At 30.7% G+C, this 14,350-nt stretch carries 17 protein-coding genes; 13 read left to right on the forward strand and 4 right to left on the reverse strand.

Annotated features, from left to right (window positions below):
• The first annotated feature begins 146 nt into the window (after positions 1-146).
• The 4 genes from ABJD66_RS04820 to ABJD66_RS04835 all read left to right on the forward strand — a co-directional run bounded on the left by ABJD66_RS04820 (position 147) and on the right by ABJD66_RS04835 (position 3,651).
• Positions 147-1,889, forward strand: a complete 1,743-nt coding sequence (locus tag ABJD66_RS04820; protein WP_348128821.1) for a hypothetical protein — start codon at positions 147-149, stop codon at positions 1,887-1,889.
• A gap of 191 nt (positions 1,890-2,080) precedes the next feature.
• Complete coding sequence (locus ABJD66_RS04825; protein ID WP_100894283.1) at positions 2,081-2,800, forward strand: 3-ketoacyl-ACP reductase; 720 nt, start codon at positions 2,081-2,083, stop codon at positions 2,798-2,800.
• An 83-nt stretch (positions 2,801-2,883) separates the two neighbouring features.
• Complete coding sequence (locus tag ABJD66_RS04830) at positions 2,884-3,255, forward strand: hypothetical protein (protein ID WP_100894284.1); 372 nt, start codon at positions 2,884-2,886, stop codon at positions 3,253-3,255.
• A 3-nt stretch (positions 3,256-3,258) separates the two neighbouring features.
• On the forward strand, positions 3,259-3,651 hold the full coding sequence (locus tag ABJD66_RS04835; RefSeq protein WP_348128826.1) for a VOC family protein: 393 nt from the start codon (positions 3,259-3,261) through the stop codon (positions 3,649-3,651).
• Between the two features lie 5 nt (positions 3,652-3,656).
• Here the strand turns inward: ABJD66_RS04835 and ABJD66_RS04840 are convergent, their stop codons facing one another.
• Entirely contained in the window at positions 3,657-4,019 is a 363-nt protein-coding gene (locus ABJD66_RS04840; RefSeq protein ID WP_348128829.1) for a DUF983 domain-containing protein, read from the reverse strand.
• A gap of 91 nt (positions 4,020-4,110) precedes the next feature.
• On the opposite strand from ABJD66_RS04840, the gene ABJD66_RS04845 reads away from it, so the two are divergent.
• The 3 genes from ABJD66_RS04845 (at position 4,111) to ABJD66_RS04855 (ending at position 6,906) form a co-directional block, all read left to right on the forward strand.
• The gene (locus ABJD66_RS04845; protein ID WP_348128832.1) at positions 4,111-4,986 is read left to right on the forward strand and encodes an AraC family transcriptional regulator; all 876 of its coding nucleotides are present in this window, start codon (positions 4,111-4,113) and stop codon (positions 4,984-4,986) included.
• A 31-nt stretch (positions 4,987-5,017) separates the two neighbouring features.
• Entirely contained in the window at positions 5,018-5,902 is an 885-nt protein-coding gene (locus ABJD66_RS04850) for a LysR family transcriptional regulator (protein ID WP_348128835.1), read from the forward strand.
• 77 nt (positions 5,903-5,979) lie between these two features.
• The gene (locus tag ABJD66_RS04855; protein ID WP_348128838.1) at positions 5,980-6,906 is read left to right on the forward strand and encodes a putative sulfate exporter family transporter; all 927 of its coding nucleotides are present in this window, start codon (positions 5,980-5,982) and stop codon (positions 6,904-6,906) included.
• 23 nt (positions 6,907-6,929) lie between these two features.
• Here the strand turns inward: ABJD66_RS04855 and ABJD66_RS04860 are convergent, their stop codons facing one another.
• Positions 6,930-7,826, reverse strand: coding sequence for a LysR family transcriptional regulator (locus ABJD66_RS04860; RefSeq protein WP_348128841.1), 897 nt, complete (start codon positions 7,824-7,826; stop codon positions 6,930-6,932).
• A gap of 100 nt (positions 7,827-7,926) precedes the next feature.
• Here ABJD66_RS04860 and ABJD66_RS04865 point away from each other — a divergent pair, with 100 nt between their 5' ends.
• The 4 genes from ABJD66_RS04865 (at position 7,927) to ABJD66_RS04880 (ending at position 10,363) form a co-directional block, all read left to right on the forward strand.
• On the forward strand, positions 7,927-8,520 hold the full coding sequence (locus ABJD66_RS04865) for an NAD(P)H-dependent oxidoreductase (RefSeq protein WP_100894289.1): 594 nt from the start codon (positions 7,927-7,929) through the stop codon (positions 8,518-8,520).
• Between the two features lie 4 nt (positions 8,521-8,524).
• Complete coding sequence (locus tag ABJD66_RS04870; protein WP_100894290.1) at positions 8,525-8,812, forward strand: putative quinol monooxygenase; 288 nt, start codon at positions 8,525-8,527, stop codon at positions 8,810-8,812.
• Positions 8,813-8,894: 82 nt separating this feature from the next.
• Positions 8,895-9,446: a TetR/AcrR family transcriptional regulator gene (locus ABJD66_RS04875; protein WP_348128844.1), complete on the forward strand. Its 552-nt coding sequence runs from the start codon at positions 8,895-8,897 to the stop codon at positions 9,444-9,446.
• A 56-nt stretch (positions 9,447-9,502) separates the two neighbouring features.
• The gene (locus tag ABJD66_RS04880; protein WP_348128847.1) at positions 9,503-10,363 is read left to right on the forward strand and encodes an SDR family oxidoreductase; all 861 of its coding nucleotides are present in this window, start codon (positions 9,503-9,505) and stop codon (positions 10,361-10,363) included.
• Positions 10,364-10,475: 112 nt separating this feature from the next.
• On the opposite strand, the gene ABJD66_RS04885 is transcribed toward ABJD66_RS04880, so the two are convergent.
• Both ABJD66_RS04885 and ABJD66_RS04890 read right to left on the reverse strand, forming a co-directional pair.
• Positions 10,476-10,985: an acyl-CoA thioesterase gene (locus ABJD66_RS04885; RefSeq protein ID WP_100894293.1), complete on the reverse strand. Its 510-nt coding sequence runs from the start codon at positions 10,983-10,985 to the stop codon at positions 10,476-10,478.
• A gap of 60 nt (positions 10,986-11,045) precedes the next feature.
• Entirely contained in the window at positions 11,046-11,993 is a 948-nt protein-coding gene (locus ABJD66_RS04890) for an SPOR domain-containing protein (protein WP_100894294.1), read from the reverse strand.
• A gap of 104 nt (positions 11,994-12,097) precedes the next feature.
• Here ABJD66_RS04890 and dprA point away from each other — a divergent pair, with 104 nt between their 5' ends.
• Together dprA and ABJD66_RS04900 are read left to right on the forward strand one after the other, a co-directional pair.
• Positions 12,098-13,201, forward strand: coding sequence for a DNA-processing protein DprA (gene dprA, locus ABJD66_RS04895; protein WP_348128852.1), 1,104 nt, complete (start codon positions 12,098-12,100; stop codon positions 13,199-13,201).
• Positions 13,202-13,476: 275 nt separating this feature from the next.
• On the forward strand, positions 13,477-14,229 hold the full coding sequence (locus ABJD66_RS04900) for an FKBP-type peptidyl-prolyl cis-trans isomerase (RefSeq protein WP_348128855.1): 753 nt from the start codon (positions 13,477-13,479) through the stop codon (positions 14,227-14,229).
• Positions 14,230-14,350: the final 121 nt, after the last annotated feature.

Below are 14,350 nucleotides of genomic sequence, written 5' to 3' on the forward strand. Positions count from 1 at the left end.
AATCTACTCTTTAAAAAAAACAGTTAACACTCTGTTAAAAATAGAGGTAAAATTCTTACATTGCTTTACTTGTAAGTATTATTTAAATTAAATAATTGCAACCTAGACAATTAAAAATAACCAACATTTAAAAGATCTATTAAATTATGAGATTCTTCATTTTATTCTCTCTTTTTTCAACATTAGCATTTGCCCAATCAACAAGAGACAAGACTATTACAATAGCAAAGCAAAAGCCAGCATTGGTTAAACAATTAAATGATCCAAAAGGATTTTACGCTACAGTCTTTTCGCAAGACAAAGAGTTAAATACTAAAGAGTACATTTCCAGTCAAAATTTTGGTGCTTACGACTTAAGATTAAGTGATTCTATAATTACATTAAACAACTCATATCCTGATTATATATCAGAATTAGAACTACACTACAATTATCCTATTATAAAAATTAAAGATATAAAGGACGACAAAGGTAACATCAAACATAATGTTTATATCACGTCTAAAATATCGGCTAGCCAGTTTATAACTGAAAGAGGAAAAGGCATAATATACGAAAGACCTATTTATTTAAGAGTAACTTCAAATTTAAATGTTGCAATGGATAATGTAACACGATATGATTACTCTAATAAAGTAGATACAAAAGCTAGTACTTTGGTTATAAAAAACACTACTCCTTACAATTTATCACAAATAACAAGCTTAGACAACAAAGGAAATAGAATAATTAGTCAAGAGTATGTAGATAAAGTGAACAAAGTTCAAATACATAAGCTAAAAAGAAATGCTGTCAATTTTTTAAGCAAAGCTTTTAAGGTAATAGACATTGAAGAAAATTACTATTTTTATTATCTTAAAAAATGGAAAGAAAATGACAAAAAAGTAGAAAATTACAATACTATTTTAAAAGATTTTGAATCAGCAATAGTTGTAAAGAATTACAGTAAAGCAAAAGCATCTATTGCAAAGTGGGAAGAATTTAATTCTACTTTAGATAAAAAAGAAAGAAAACAGAGAAACTTATATTTATATACTTTGTCTAACATAGCTAAAGGATATTATATGGCTAATAATTTTGATAAATCTCTGACAGCTATTAAAGAGCTTCAAGCTGGTAGAAAAGACAAGAATTTTTTAATTGGAATTGAAAGAGAAATTAAAAATAAGAAGTCAACAAAGAATGATAAAGTACTACATAAACCTTTGTATCCACAATTAAAGATTACAAAATACTATGAAACTAAAAGCATTAACAGAGTTGACAAAATAAACAGTTTTATTAATAAATATGTAGACGGATTCATTGATATAAACACAGTTTATGAACTAACAAAAACACCATACAATAATAACACTCCAATTTACCAATCAAAGAAAACATATTATGCTATAAAAAACATATATGTTCCTAAATTTTACAGTAAAGAAAATAAAGGGTCTAAGGATAAGTTTAAGGAATATAATACTTTTATGAAGGGGCTAAATATTCAAACCCCTGAAAGAGATTTTTTTAGTAAATATTCTTTTAAAGATATTAACACGAGTATTATAAAACCTGACATCAATTTACTTAAAGAAACATATCATTTAACAGATTTAGAGAGTAATCTATTTTCAAGTTTAATGAAAAGATATGTAATGCTAATTTTAGCAAGAGAAACGAATCCTGACACAGACTTGAGCAAGTTTGAAATAGAAAACGATGAACTTAGGAAACTAATTGAAGATCATATACATATTGAAAAAAAGGACAAGGAATTGACTACAGAAGTGCTACTATCATTAAAACTTATAAAAACAATAGAGAATGCAAAAACAATAAGTAGTACTGAGTTTGAAAATGCCCTTCAAAATATAAAAAGCTATTGTAAATACCTTTCTATATAAAGGTTAAATATAACAAAACATCAAATGCCTTATTCATTTTGTAAAATGAATAAGGCATTTTTATTTAATAAAAACCTTAACAAAAAACCAACATTATTCCTTACTTAAAAACTTAATTGTTCTATATTTTTGTAATACAATTAAAGTGAAATAATACACTTTACACATTTCAACCTAACACATAATAAACAATGGAAAATATAAAAGGACAAAAGGCCCTTATTACTGGTGGCAGTAGAGGCCTTGGTAAAGCAACTGCTTTGGCTTTAGCAAAAGAAGGTGTTGCAATTGCAATAACAGGAAGAAATAAAGAAACGCTAGAAGCAACAGTTGCAGAAATTAAGGCTTTAGGTGTAGATGCAACATATGCTGTTTTTGATGTTGGTAACCAAGCTGAAGTAAAAAAAGGAATTACATCTATTTTTAATGAGTTTAAAAGCATAGATATTCTAATAAACAACGCTGGCATTGCTGCTTTTGGATCTTTTAATGATATGGAAGCAGACCAATGGGCTCAAATTATGCAAACCAACGTAATGGGAGTTTACTATGTAACCAAAGAGGTTTTACCACATTTAATAGAAAAAAACTCTGGTGACATTATTAACATTTCTTCTACAGCAGGTTTAAACGGTAATGCAAATACATCTGCATACTCAGCTTCTAAATTTGCCGTAATTGGTATGTCTGAGTCTTTAATGAAAGAAGTTCGTAAAAACAATATTAGAGTAAACACACTTACACCTAGTACAATTGCTTCTGATATGTCTATAGAGCTAGGCATTGCAGACAGTGATTCTAAAGATAGTGTTTTGCAACCAGAAGACTTTGCAGAGCTTATTGTTGCTGGCTTAAAACTACCTAGAAGAGCTATGCTTAAAAACGCATCATTATGGTCTACTAATCCATAAATGACTTAAGGTATGGCGCTCCTAATATGTAGCGCTATACTTTTTTTTCAGGTTTATACCATTAATAATCTAATGACCACCAAATGCCTTTAGAGAAAAAACCAAATAAACTTGAGTCTAAAAAGAGTTTTTATAAAACTATTGAAAACCATTACAAACCAATAGTTAATGATAAAATACCAAAAAGTATATTGTCTGATTTATGCCTGTACTTAGCACGCTCACTACACAAATCATACAAGATATTAAGAAAAAAACACCCAAAGTCTAAAGACCGATATTCTACATTTAAAACAAAAGATCTACAATACCCATTTACACAATACATTATTACAGATTTTTTAAAAGAAAAAGATGCTGTAAATTACCGTTCGTATTCAAAAATTATTTTTCAAATGACAGAAAATGAATTTAAAGATTACGAAAAACAAAAACACGCATACGAAACCAAATAAACTATGAAACACGCTGTAAAGAATGCTACTTTATTAGTTCTTAATTATGATGATGCAATAACATTTTACACTAAAAAGTTAAATTTTATTTTGGTTGAAGATGTACAACTTGGTGATGGAAAAAGGTGGGTTACAATACAAGCTAAAAACCAGGCTAATTTTGGTTTGGTACTTTCTCTTGCTAGTTCTGAGCTACAAAAAGCAACTGTTGGCAAGCAAGCTGGTGATGGTGTTGCATTTTTTATGCAGACTGATGACGCCCTAAGAGACTACAACTCTTTTTGTAAAAACGGAGTTGAATTTTTACAAGAACCCGTAAAACAACCTTATGGTACAGTTGCCATTTTTAAAGATTTGTATGGCAATAAGTGGGATTTAATTCAGCCTACTGAATAATGTAATTAGGCTTTCTTTTCTTTGTAAAATAGGTAAATCCAAATAATTCTAGAATACCTATAATTAAACGTACTTAAAAGTAGTGCAAAAAATATTACTCCAAAAAAAGTATATAATATTGGCATTTTTAAAATGAAGTAAAAAAGAATAGAAAACACTATAAATTCTGCTACAGCTAGAGCATAACTTACAAACATAGCTCCAAAGAAAAAACCTGGCTCTTTCTCATACTTAAAATTGCAGTTTTTGCACACTTGATCCATCTCTGGGATAGATAAAAAAAACAAACCCTGTACCGCATTAAAAATATTTCTTTTTTTACACTGCGGACATTTTCCTTTTATAAGCGCTGTTACTAATGTTGCCATAATTTTTTTTCACAAAGGTAATTTCTATCATCCTTAATAAGGTAGCACATATTTCACCATTTTTTGTACTTTTAAGACATTTAACTACTATATGAAAATTATTCCGGTATTAAATATTGAACAATTTGAACATAAAGTTCCTTTAAGTGACTTTTACAGTAATGATTTACGCACACATTTACAAAAAAATGCTGCTGTTGTAAATAAACCACATAGCCATAACTTTTATCTTTGCGTTTTGTTTTCTAAAGGTAATGGTGTTCATGAAATAGATTTTAATACTTATATGGTAAATCCTGGTAGTGTTTTCTTTTTAAAACCAGGACAAACACACCATTGGAAATTTACAAGTGAACCTGAGGGTTATATCTTTTTTCATACTCAGGATTTTTATGAGTTACATTTTTCAACAAGCAAACTAGAGCAATTCCCTTTTTACTATTCACATAAAAACACTCCTTCCTTAAACATAAGCCAAAACAAGATTACTCAACTAGCTCCAATTTACAAGGCTATAAACAATGAGTATTATGATAATCTACCCTATAAAAAGCAAAAAATAGCTAGTTTAATTCATACCGCATATATAGACTTAGCTAGGCTGTATAACACAAAAACTATTACAACAGAAACAAACTCTATTGCTTATATAGAAACATTGCGAGCCTTAGAAAAAGAGATAGAAACACATTACAAAACAGAAAAATCTGCACAGTTTTATGCAAACAAATTACACATTACAGCAAAACATTTAAACCGTATTTGCAAAGTAACCTTAAACAAAACAACAACAGATTTAATTACAGAACGCGTTATTTTAGAGTCTAAAAGGTTGTTGGTACATTCTAAAAACACTATGTATTCAATCTCTGAAAATTTAGGGTTTAAGGACTACGCATATTTTTCTAGAGTTTTTAAATCCAAGACTAAAGTAACTCCACTAGAGTTTAAAAAAAGTTATCAGTAATTTTGTAACTCTAAGCTGCTAAATTTCATCTATGAAAAATAAACTTCACATATTTAAAAGCGTTGCACAACACGCAAGTTTTACTAAAGCAGCAGAACAGTTATTTATATCACAACCAGCAGTTTCTAAAGCAATAAGAAATTTAGAGGACGATTATAAATGTGCCCTTTTTATTAGAAAAAGAAACTCTATAGAACTTACCGCAGATGGCAAAGCTTTTTTGGTTTACGTAAACCAAATTTTAGATATCTACGCCAAAATAGATCAGCAATTTTTATATAAAGAAAAAACATACCCAGATAAAATTAGTTTTGGAGCAAGTACTACAATTGCAAACTATATTTTACCAAAAGTAATAGCTAAATTTAAAACTCAGTTTCCTAATACAAGTATTAAAATTGATAGTGAAAACTCTGATGAAATTGAAGAGCTAATTTTAAATCAACAAATAGATTTTGGAATTACAGAAGGCAAAAACACCAATCCAAAACTACATTTTAACAAGTTTATTAAAGATGAAATTGTACTAGTAACCAACAGTAAAAATAGCAATCATAAGAAAGGTGTAATTAACTTAAATGAGTTGAAAAACTTACCCATAATAGAACGAGAAATAGGTTCTGGCACAAAAAAAATTATTCAGCAATTTCTACAAAAAAATAACATAAAAAAACTAAATACGGTTGTTACCTTAAATAGTACCGAAGCCATAAAAAACTACCTATACTACTCTAACAGCTATGCTTTGCTTTCTATAAATGCAGTTACAGAGGATTTACTACATAACAAACTAAAGGTAATAGACATTAAGGATTTTACTATAGAACGCTGGTTTTACTTTGTTTCTAGAACTGGGTACCAAAATACTACTATGAGTAACTTTGAAAAATATATTCGCTTTAACTATAACCTTTAGTTATACAACATAGCTTTAATGTTTGCTAAACAGTTATAGGTTAGCTGTAGTTTTGTATCAGATTAATATAGTTTGATATGAAAACCATAATTACAAAAATTATATACTTCAGCATTGTTATAGCCGCAATAAGCGGATTAATAAATAGTGCAACTGCGCTAACTGTAGGTTTTATTTTTACTCTAATTTTTAAAAACCCTTTTAAAACGTATAGTCACAAAGCTATTCACTATTTCTTAAAAATATCTGTTATTGGTTTGGGTTTTGGAATGTTTTTAAAAGAAACCATACAAACAGGCAAGGATGGTTTAAGTCTTACTTTTTTTTCTATTGTGCTAACCGTAAGTTTGGGGTTAATTTTAGCCAAATTTTTAAAGATGGATCTAAAACTAGGTCATTTAATAACTTCAGGAACATCTATTTGTGGTGGTAGCGCCATTGCTGCAATTGCTCCTGTTATAAAGGCTAATGGTAAAATAATAAGTATTTCCCTAGGCGTAGTGTTTTTACTTAACTCTGTTGCCTTATTTTTATTTCCTGCTCTAGGTCACTGGCTTGGTCTAAGTCAGTCACAATTTGGACTCTGGTGCGCTATTGCCATACACGATACAAGCTCTGTTGTTGGTGCAGCTTTAGATTACGGAGACCAAGCTCTTAAAATTGCAACAACCGTAAAATTATCTAGAACATTGTGGATTATTCCTTTGTCTGTCTTATCTATGTTTATCTTTAAAACTAAAGGAGAAAAAATAAAAATTCCTTATTTTATTATACTTTTTATCTGTGCTATACTTATAAATAGTTACCATATTTTACCCTCTTTTGCTACAACTAACATTGTTTTATACTCTAAACGTTTATTAGTACTTACATTGTTTATTGTGGGTACAACCATATCTATAAAAGATTTAAAAACAACAGGGTCAAAACCTATTATTTTAGCCTTTGCATTATGGGTTTTTATATCTGTTTTTTCATTAGTTTATATTTTGCATATGAGTTAAATAACAAATGGTATATAAACAGATCATCCAATAACTTTTCTAAAAAGCCCCTTAATTAAATCAATTTCTGCGTTATATGATGTTTTAGTTCTGCTAGCAAAGTATAATGTATTAGTAAGCTCTTTATGACCCTTCCAAAGTAATTTAACTTTACCCTCTTCAATTTCTTTTTTGCATAAAAAATCTGGAATTACAGCTAAACCTTTTGCACTACTTAAACACCTAAGTATAGAGTTTAAGTTGGGAACAATATAGTTAGGCCTAAAATCTGGCCGATGACCAAAATTATATTGCCAAAATCGAAACAAATGCTCCATATCACCAGTAGTACCATACCATTTTTCTTGCTTTAAGCAATGTTCTGCTTTAGCATATTGCTCGGTTTTAATTAATTCCTGAAAAAGCGTATCATCTACCTCACTACCACCAACCAAAATTATAGTTTCATTAGAAAATGGCTCGTAAGTAATGTTTGAAGCGTTACCCTTATGCGGAGAAATTATTAAATCTAAAATGCCTTTGTCTAAATTTTCTAGCATTTCTTGGTACTCACCAAACCTGATAATAACATTAAAAGGTAACGTAGAAATGTATTGCTCTAAAGTAATCTGAAAAGTCTCAAAACACATTCCTATACTAATTGTTGGCGTATGTTTCTCTGTGCTTTGCTTATAATTCTTTTCAGCTTCCTCTAAAATATGTAATCCTTCAGAAATTACATTGTATAATATCTTACCACGCTCTGTTGGTATCATTTTTCTTCCTGTTCTATCAAACAATTTATAACCAACATAACTTTCTAAAGAACTTAAATGTAAACTTACTCCTGGCTGAGAAATATACAATGTATTAGCTGCCTTAGTAAGTGTTCCTGTTTTATAGATTTCTTTAAAAGTTCTGTACCATTCCAAATTTACCACGAGACAAGTATTAGTATTATAATACAAATGTATAATTTATACTATTTTAATTATAGTTAAGCAAGATATAACTTTGCCATTTAATTAAAAAAAATATAAAATGAAGCATATCTTTATCATAAATGCAGGACAAAATTTTGGTCATTCTAGCGGACAATTTAATAAAACAATAACTAATGCAACTGAAGCTTTTTTTAGCAAGATGCCCAGTACAATGGTAAAAACAACTCATATTGCCAATGGTTATAACGCTAAAGAAGAAGTAAAAAAATATGTTTGGGCAGATATTATTATTTACCACACACCTATATGGTGGTTTCAAGTACCACATAATTTTAAAAAATACATAGATGTTGTTTTTACAGAAGGACACAACAATGGTATTTACAGTAGTGACGGAAGACGATCTACAAATCCGAATATAAATTATGGAACGGGTGGACTTATGCACAACAAAAAGTATATGGTTACAAGTAGCTGGAATGCGCCTAGAACAGCCTTTACTATGCCTGGTGAATTCTTTAATGAAACTAGTGTTGATGACGGACCATTATTTGGGTTTCATAAAATGAATGCTTTTACAGGAATGACTCCTATTAAAAGTTTTCACTTTCATGATGTAGAAAAAAATGCAGATATAAATAGAGATATGGTAATTTATTCGCAACATTTGCAACAGCAATTTAAAGACTAGATTTATGAAAATTTATGTAACCGCAATAATTAAGAGTAAGCCAGAGTTTACTGAAGAGGTTAAAGCTGCTTTACAAAATATGGTAGTAGAAACCTTAAAAGAAGAAGCCTGTATAAAATATGACTTACAGCAAAGCTTAACAGATAACAATACATTTATTTTTCATGAGATATGGAAGAATGAAGCTGGTTTAGATTTACACGGGCAACAACCCCACATTGCTAAATTTAAGGTTTTAGCCGCTACAAAGCTCAATGAAAAACCAGTTGTTATTAGAACAAAACTGATTTAAATAAGCCACCATTTGCACTTTTAACAGAAATTTAAAATAAAGGCTTTTGGAATATTTATTCCAAAAGCCTTATCTTTGCGGTATGAATAAAAAAGAAACCATATTAAAAGCTGCCTTGGAGTTATTAGTAGAAAACGGTATACACGCTACACCAATGTCTGCAATAGCAAAAAAAGCAAATACTGGTATGGGAACTATTTATAATTATTTTGAAAACAAGGAAGCCTTAATCAATGCTATTTATGTAGCTATTAAAGAAGAAGAAAAACAGGTCTTAGATACTGTATTTAATAAAGATTTACCTGTTAAAATTCAGTTTGAGATGTATTATAGTATTGTAGTTGACTTTTTTACTAAAAGCAGACTATACTTTGGTTTTATGGACCAATTGCAAGCATCTCCAATTATTACAGCAGAAAGTAAAAATGTTGGCTACAACGCCATAGAAGGTGCTATATCTCTTCTATTAAAAGGAAAAAAAGAGCATATTATTAAAAATATAGAAAATGACGAGTTGCTACAATTTATAGGTGGCTCAATACTATCTTATTTAAGATGGATTAATTTACCTAATAACAATAATAAATCCCTTAAAAACCAAATTAACTTGGTTTGGGATGCGATTAAAGAGTAAAAAAATTTGTTTAACAACTGGAATGAATATTCAGTCCAAAATAAAATTACATAAAAATGAAAAAAAACGTATTAATTACAGGAACATCAACAGGAGTAGGATTAGAATCTGCAATACTGTTTGCTAAAAACGGATACAAAGTATACGCTACAATGCGAAACCTTGAAAAAAGTAATGCACTAAAAGAAAGCATAAAAAAAGACGATCTAGATATAGATATTTTAGAGTTAGATGTAACTAAGCAAGAAACAATAACTAAAGCTGTAGAAAAAATTATTAGTAAAGATGGTAAGTTAGATGTATTGCTAAACAACGCAGGAGCAGGTTTTGGAAAAACAATAGAACAAGCAACAGAAAAAGAGATAGAATGGGTAACAAACGTAAACTATTTAGGTGTTGTTTACACAACTAAAACAGTATTGCCACATATGAGAAAGCAAAAAAGTGGCCATATAATTACTCTAAGTTCTGTAGGTGGTTTGGTTGGCCAGCCATTTAACGAATTATATTGTGGTGCTAAATTTGCGGTAGAAGGCTTTATAGAGTCCTTAGCAACCTATGTTAGTCCCAGCTTTAACATTAACTTCTCTATTATAGAACCAGGAGGAATTTCTACAGAATTTATGACTTCTGCCATAAAAAATACAGCTGTTAAAGGTGAATTTGCAACTGGAGAATATGCTCCTATTTTTCAAAAATATATGGAAGGTAACCAACAAAGAGCTAATGAAACTTCAGAAAGCACATACCAAACTCCATTACAAGTAGCAGAAGTAATTGCAGAGGTATCAAACAACGAGCAGCCTCCTTTACGAGTAAGAACATCTGCATGGGCAGAAGATTTTACCAAATTAAAGACTGCGTTAGATCCAGATGGATTGAAACAAGTACAACAAATAACAAAAACATTTTTATAGTAAAACAAAAAACGGCTTAGATTAATTTCCAAGCCGTTCTTACATATACTCATCAGTATAAAAAATATAAATAACTTATTTTAAAATATTTACAAAAAAAATATACTAGTTGTTATTTTTCTACAAAAATTGCTTTAAGCTCAGTTGCATCCGCTGGCTTCAATTTTCCTGCTAACACTAAACTTAATTGTTTTCTACGCAAGGCAGCTTCAAAACGCTCAACTTCTAAATCAGTTTCAGGAATTAATGCAGGTACTTCAGTTGGTTTTCCGGTATCATCAACAGCAACAAAAGTATAAATAGCTTCGTTTGCTTTTGTTTTTTCACCACTAAACCTATCCTCTATCCAAACATCAATAAAAATCTCCATAGAAGTCTTAAAAGCTCTAGAAACAGCAGCTTCTACTGTTACAACACTGCCAACAGGAACAGATCTATTAAAAGCAACATGGTTAACAGATGCCGTTACAACTATACGTCTACTATGTCTACGTGCAGCAATACTAGCAGCTCTATCCATACGAGCTAACAGTTCTCCTCCAAACAAGTTATTTAGCGGATTGGTCTCACTAGGGAGTACCAAATCTGTCATAACTGTTCTACTATCTTTAGGTGTATGCATTTTCTATTTTTTAAATTTTGCGCAAAGATACTGCGCTTTTACTTTAAAAAAGAAAATATTTTACTTTACTGAAAGCAACCAAGCGTCTGAAGATACGCTAGATTTTATTTTATTTAGGTAGTTTATACCCTCGTTAGCATCACTAAAACTAGCATAAGCAACTTGGTGTAAACCATATTTATTAACACCAACATACAATGCGTTGTAGCCTTGTTCTTTTAGCTCTTCTATTTTTCTGTTTGCATTTTTTTGCACTCTAAATGCACCTGCAATAACATAATGCTCTTGTGATGCTGGTTTAGCAATAATATCTAAAGATAAAGAAGGCAATTCTAATGGTGTAGCATCAAAAAATGTAGCTTCCTGTATACTTCTAGATATTTGCTCATTGGCATCTTGCTGTGCAACTTCTTGCATAGCAACGGTAGTATTGTAATAACGTAAACCTGTTAATCCTGTAGAAACTGCCAACAAAGCAATTGCTGCATATTTTAAATAAGGTCTAAACGCACTAGTTTTTCTCTTTTCTGGAGTAATGATAAAAGGCACCTCTTCTTCTAAAGCAACTACTTCCTCTTTTAAAACTTCTCTTGTAATTGGTGATGCTACTACGGTAGACAAACCAAAAGATGTAGTTAGGTAATTTACTTGGTTAGCTGGTATAAACTGAATTTTTTCATCTTCGTTTAGAAACAACTCACCAACAGAAGCAAACTTAATTCTTTGCCCTAATTTTAACATTCTCTTCCAATGCTCAACTTCTTTTGTCAACGCTTCTAAAGCTACTTCGTAGGTAGATTTTTCAGCCGTTGCAATATATGTTATTAACAAGCCATCGTTAGACTTTACTTGTTGGTTAAACGAAACTATCTTAGTAGGTGGCGTAAAGGTATTAGTAGCCTCATCTAATTCAGCAGACTTTTTTTGCGTTAAAAAAGCTCCAAACTCAGGTATTACAACACAGTTGTACCTATATAATAATTCTTCAATATATTGTTCTGTTCGCATTGTGGCAAATATTGTAAAAAATCATCTTGCTTTTAACATTTCACTCAACTTTTTATTAACATTTTAATTGTTGTATTTTGTGCTCAATTATAGAAAGCCTCTAAATGACTACAACAGAATTAATTGCGAATTTAAGATTGCAAAGCATTCCGAATATTGGAAGTGTTACAGCCAAAAAATTAATTGCTCATTGTGGCAGTGCTTCTAAAATTTTTAGTAGCACAAAAGCAGAACTTTTAAAAATTGATGGCATTGGCACTTTAAAATTGAAGAATATTTTTGATACAGCTCATTTAGATGCTGCAGAAGAAGAGCTTCAATTTATAGAGAAAAATAATATTGAAACCTTATATTTTACAGATGCAGCGTATCCAGATTACCTAAAACATGCTATAGATGCTCCTATTTTATTGTTTAAACGAGGTAATATCGATTTAAAAAATAGAAAAATTATTAGTGTTGTGGGTACTCGTAAAATAACAAGTTACGGCACTGCTTTTTGCGAAAAATTTATAGCAGACATAGCTCCTTTAAATCCAGTTATTGTAAGTGGCTTTGCATACGGAGTAGACATTTGCATACAAAAAGAAGCTGTAAAGCACGGGTTACAAACTATTGGCTGTTTGGCACACGGTCTAAACCAAATTTACCCAAAAGTGCACAGCAAATACACAGCTGACATAGAAAAAAACGGTGGCTTTTTAACCGAATTTTGGAGCACTAGCACACCAGAACGCGAGAATTTTTTAAAACGAAATAGAATTATTGCCGGTTTAAGTGAAGCCACAGTGGTTATAGAATCTGCAGAAAAAGGCGGAAGCTTAGTTACCGCAGACATTGCGCATAGCTATAATAGAGATGTTTTTGCAGTACCAGGCAGAACCGAGGACAAGTACAGCTTAGGCTGCAACAATCTAATTAAGCAGCAAAAAGCACATATGATAACTTCTGCGGCAGATGTTGTTTATTTATTAGATTGGGAAGCTCAAAAAAATGAAAATCAGAATATACAAAAACAGTTGTTTGTAGAGTTAAGCAATTTGGAGCAACAAATACACTCTTATTTACAAACTGAAGGCAAACAATTGCTAGACACTATTGCTTTAGCATGCAACATTCCTGTTTTTAAAACCTCATCTACGCTATTAAATATGGAAATGAAAGGTGCAATTAGACCACTACCCGGAAAATTGTTTGAAGCCATATAAAAATTAGAAAAACACAAAGTAATTTAAATTTACTTACCTCATTAAAAAAAGACTATTTAGTTTAACACTACATAAATTAAACATACAAAAACCCAAAACAAAGTAGTTTACCTCTTAAAATACTCATTAAAACTACAAAGCAAGGCATTAGGTAATGAGCTCTACTCTAGAGCACAAACTAATTAGTTGGTTTTTAGTTTTTTCTAAATAGAAATAAACCTGTGAAGAAATACTACTGATTTTGGTTATTTTCGTACAAAAATATAAATCATAAAATGAAAAAATTAGTAATTGCAGCAATAGCTCTTTTTATAAGCACAGCAAGTTTTGCTCAAAAAAAGAAAGACTTAATAAAGGAAGTAGCCGCTTTAAAATCTGAAGCCTCTACCCTAAAAAACGAGTTAAATCAGCTTAAAAAAGCCAAAGAAGTAAACCTAAACGACAGTATACACAAGTTTAGTTATGCATTTGGTGTAGAAATAGGAAGTAGCTTAAAATCTGTAGGAGTACAATCTATAAACTATGATGTGTTCGCTGTTGCTTTAGAAGAAACTCTAAATGGTGAAGAAAAAATTACTAAAGTAGATGCTAGCGATTTAATTCGTAAAAACATTTCTAAGCATAAAGAAAAAGAAGCACAAAGACAACGCGAAGAAGGCGAAAACTTTTTAGCTAAGAACGCTAAAAGAGAAGGCATAAAAACTACAGAAAGCGGATTACAATACGAGATTTTAACTCCTGCTGACGGCCCAAAACCTACGGCAGATGATAAAGTTGAAGTACATTATGAGGGCAAATTAGTAGACGGTACTATTTTTGACAGTTCTATACAACGCGGAGAATCTATTGTTTTTGGTGTGTCACAAGTTATAAAAGGATGGACAGAAGCATTACAATTAATGTCTGTTGGCTCTAAATACAGAATTTACATTCCTCAAGAACTAGCTTATGGAGAAAGAGGAGCAGGAGGCCAAATACCTCCTTACGCCGCTCTAATTTTTGATGTAGAATTAATTTCTATTAAATAAAAAGAACCCAGCATAATAAGGGCAAAAGTTAATAACCAACTTTTGCTCTTACTCTACTTAATACCTCATTTGCAACCTCTGTTGCTTTTGCTGCTCCTATTGCCAAAGCAGCATCTACTTC

The sequence above is a fragment of the Cellulophaga sp. genome (assembly GCF_039943695.1).
In the GTDB taxonomy this organism is placed as follows: Bacteria; Bacteroidota; Bacteroidia; order Flavobacteriales; family Flavobacteriaceae; genus Cellulophaga.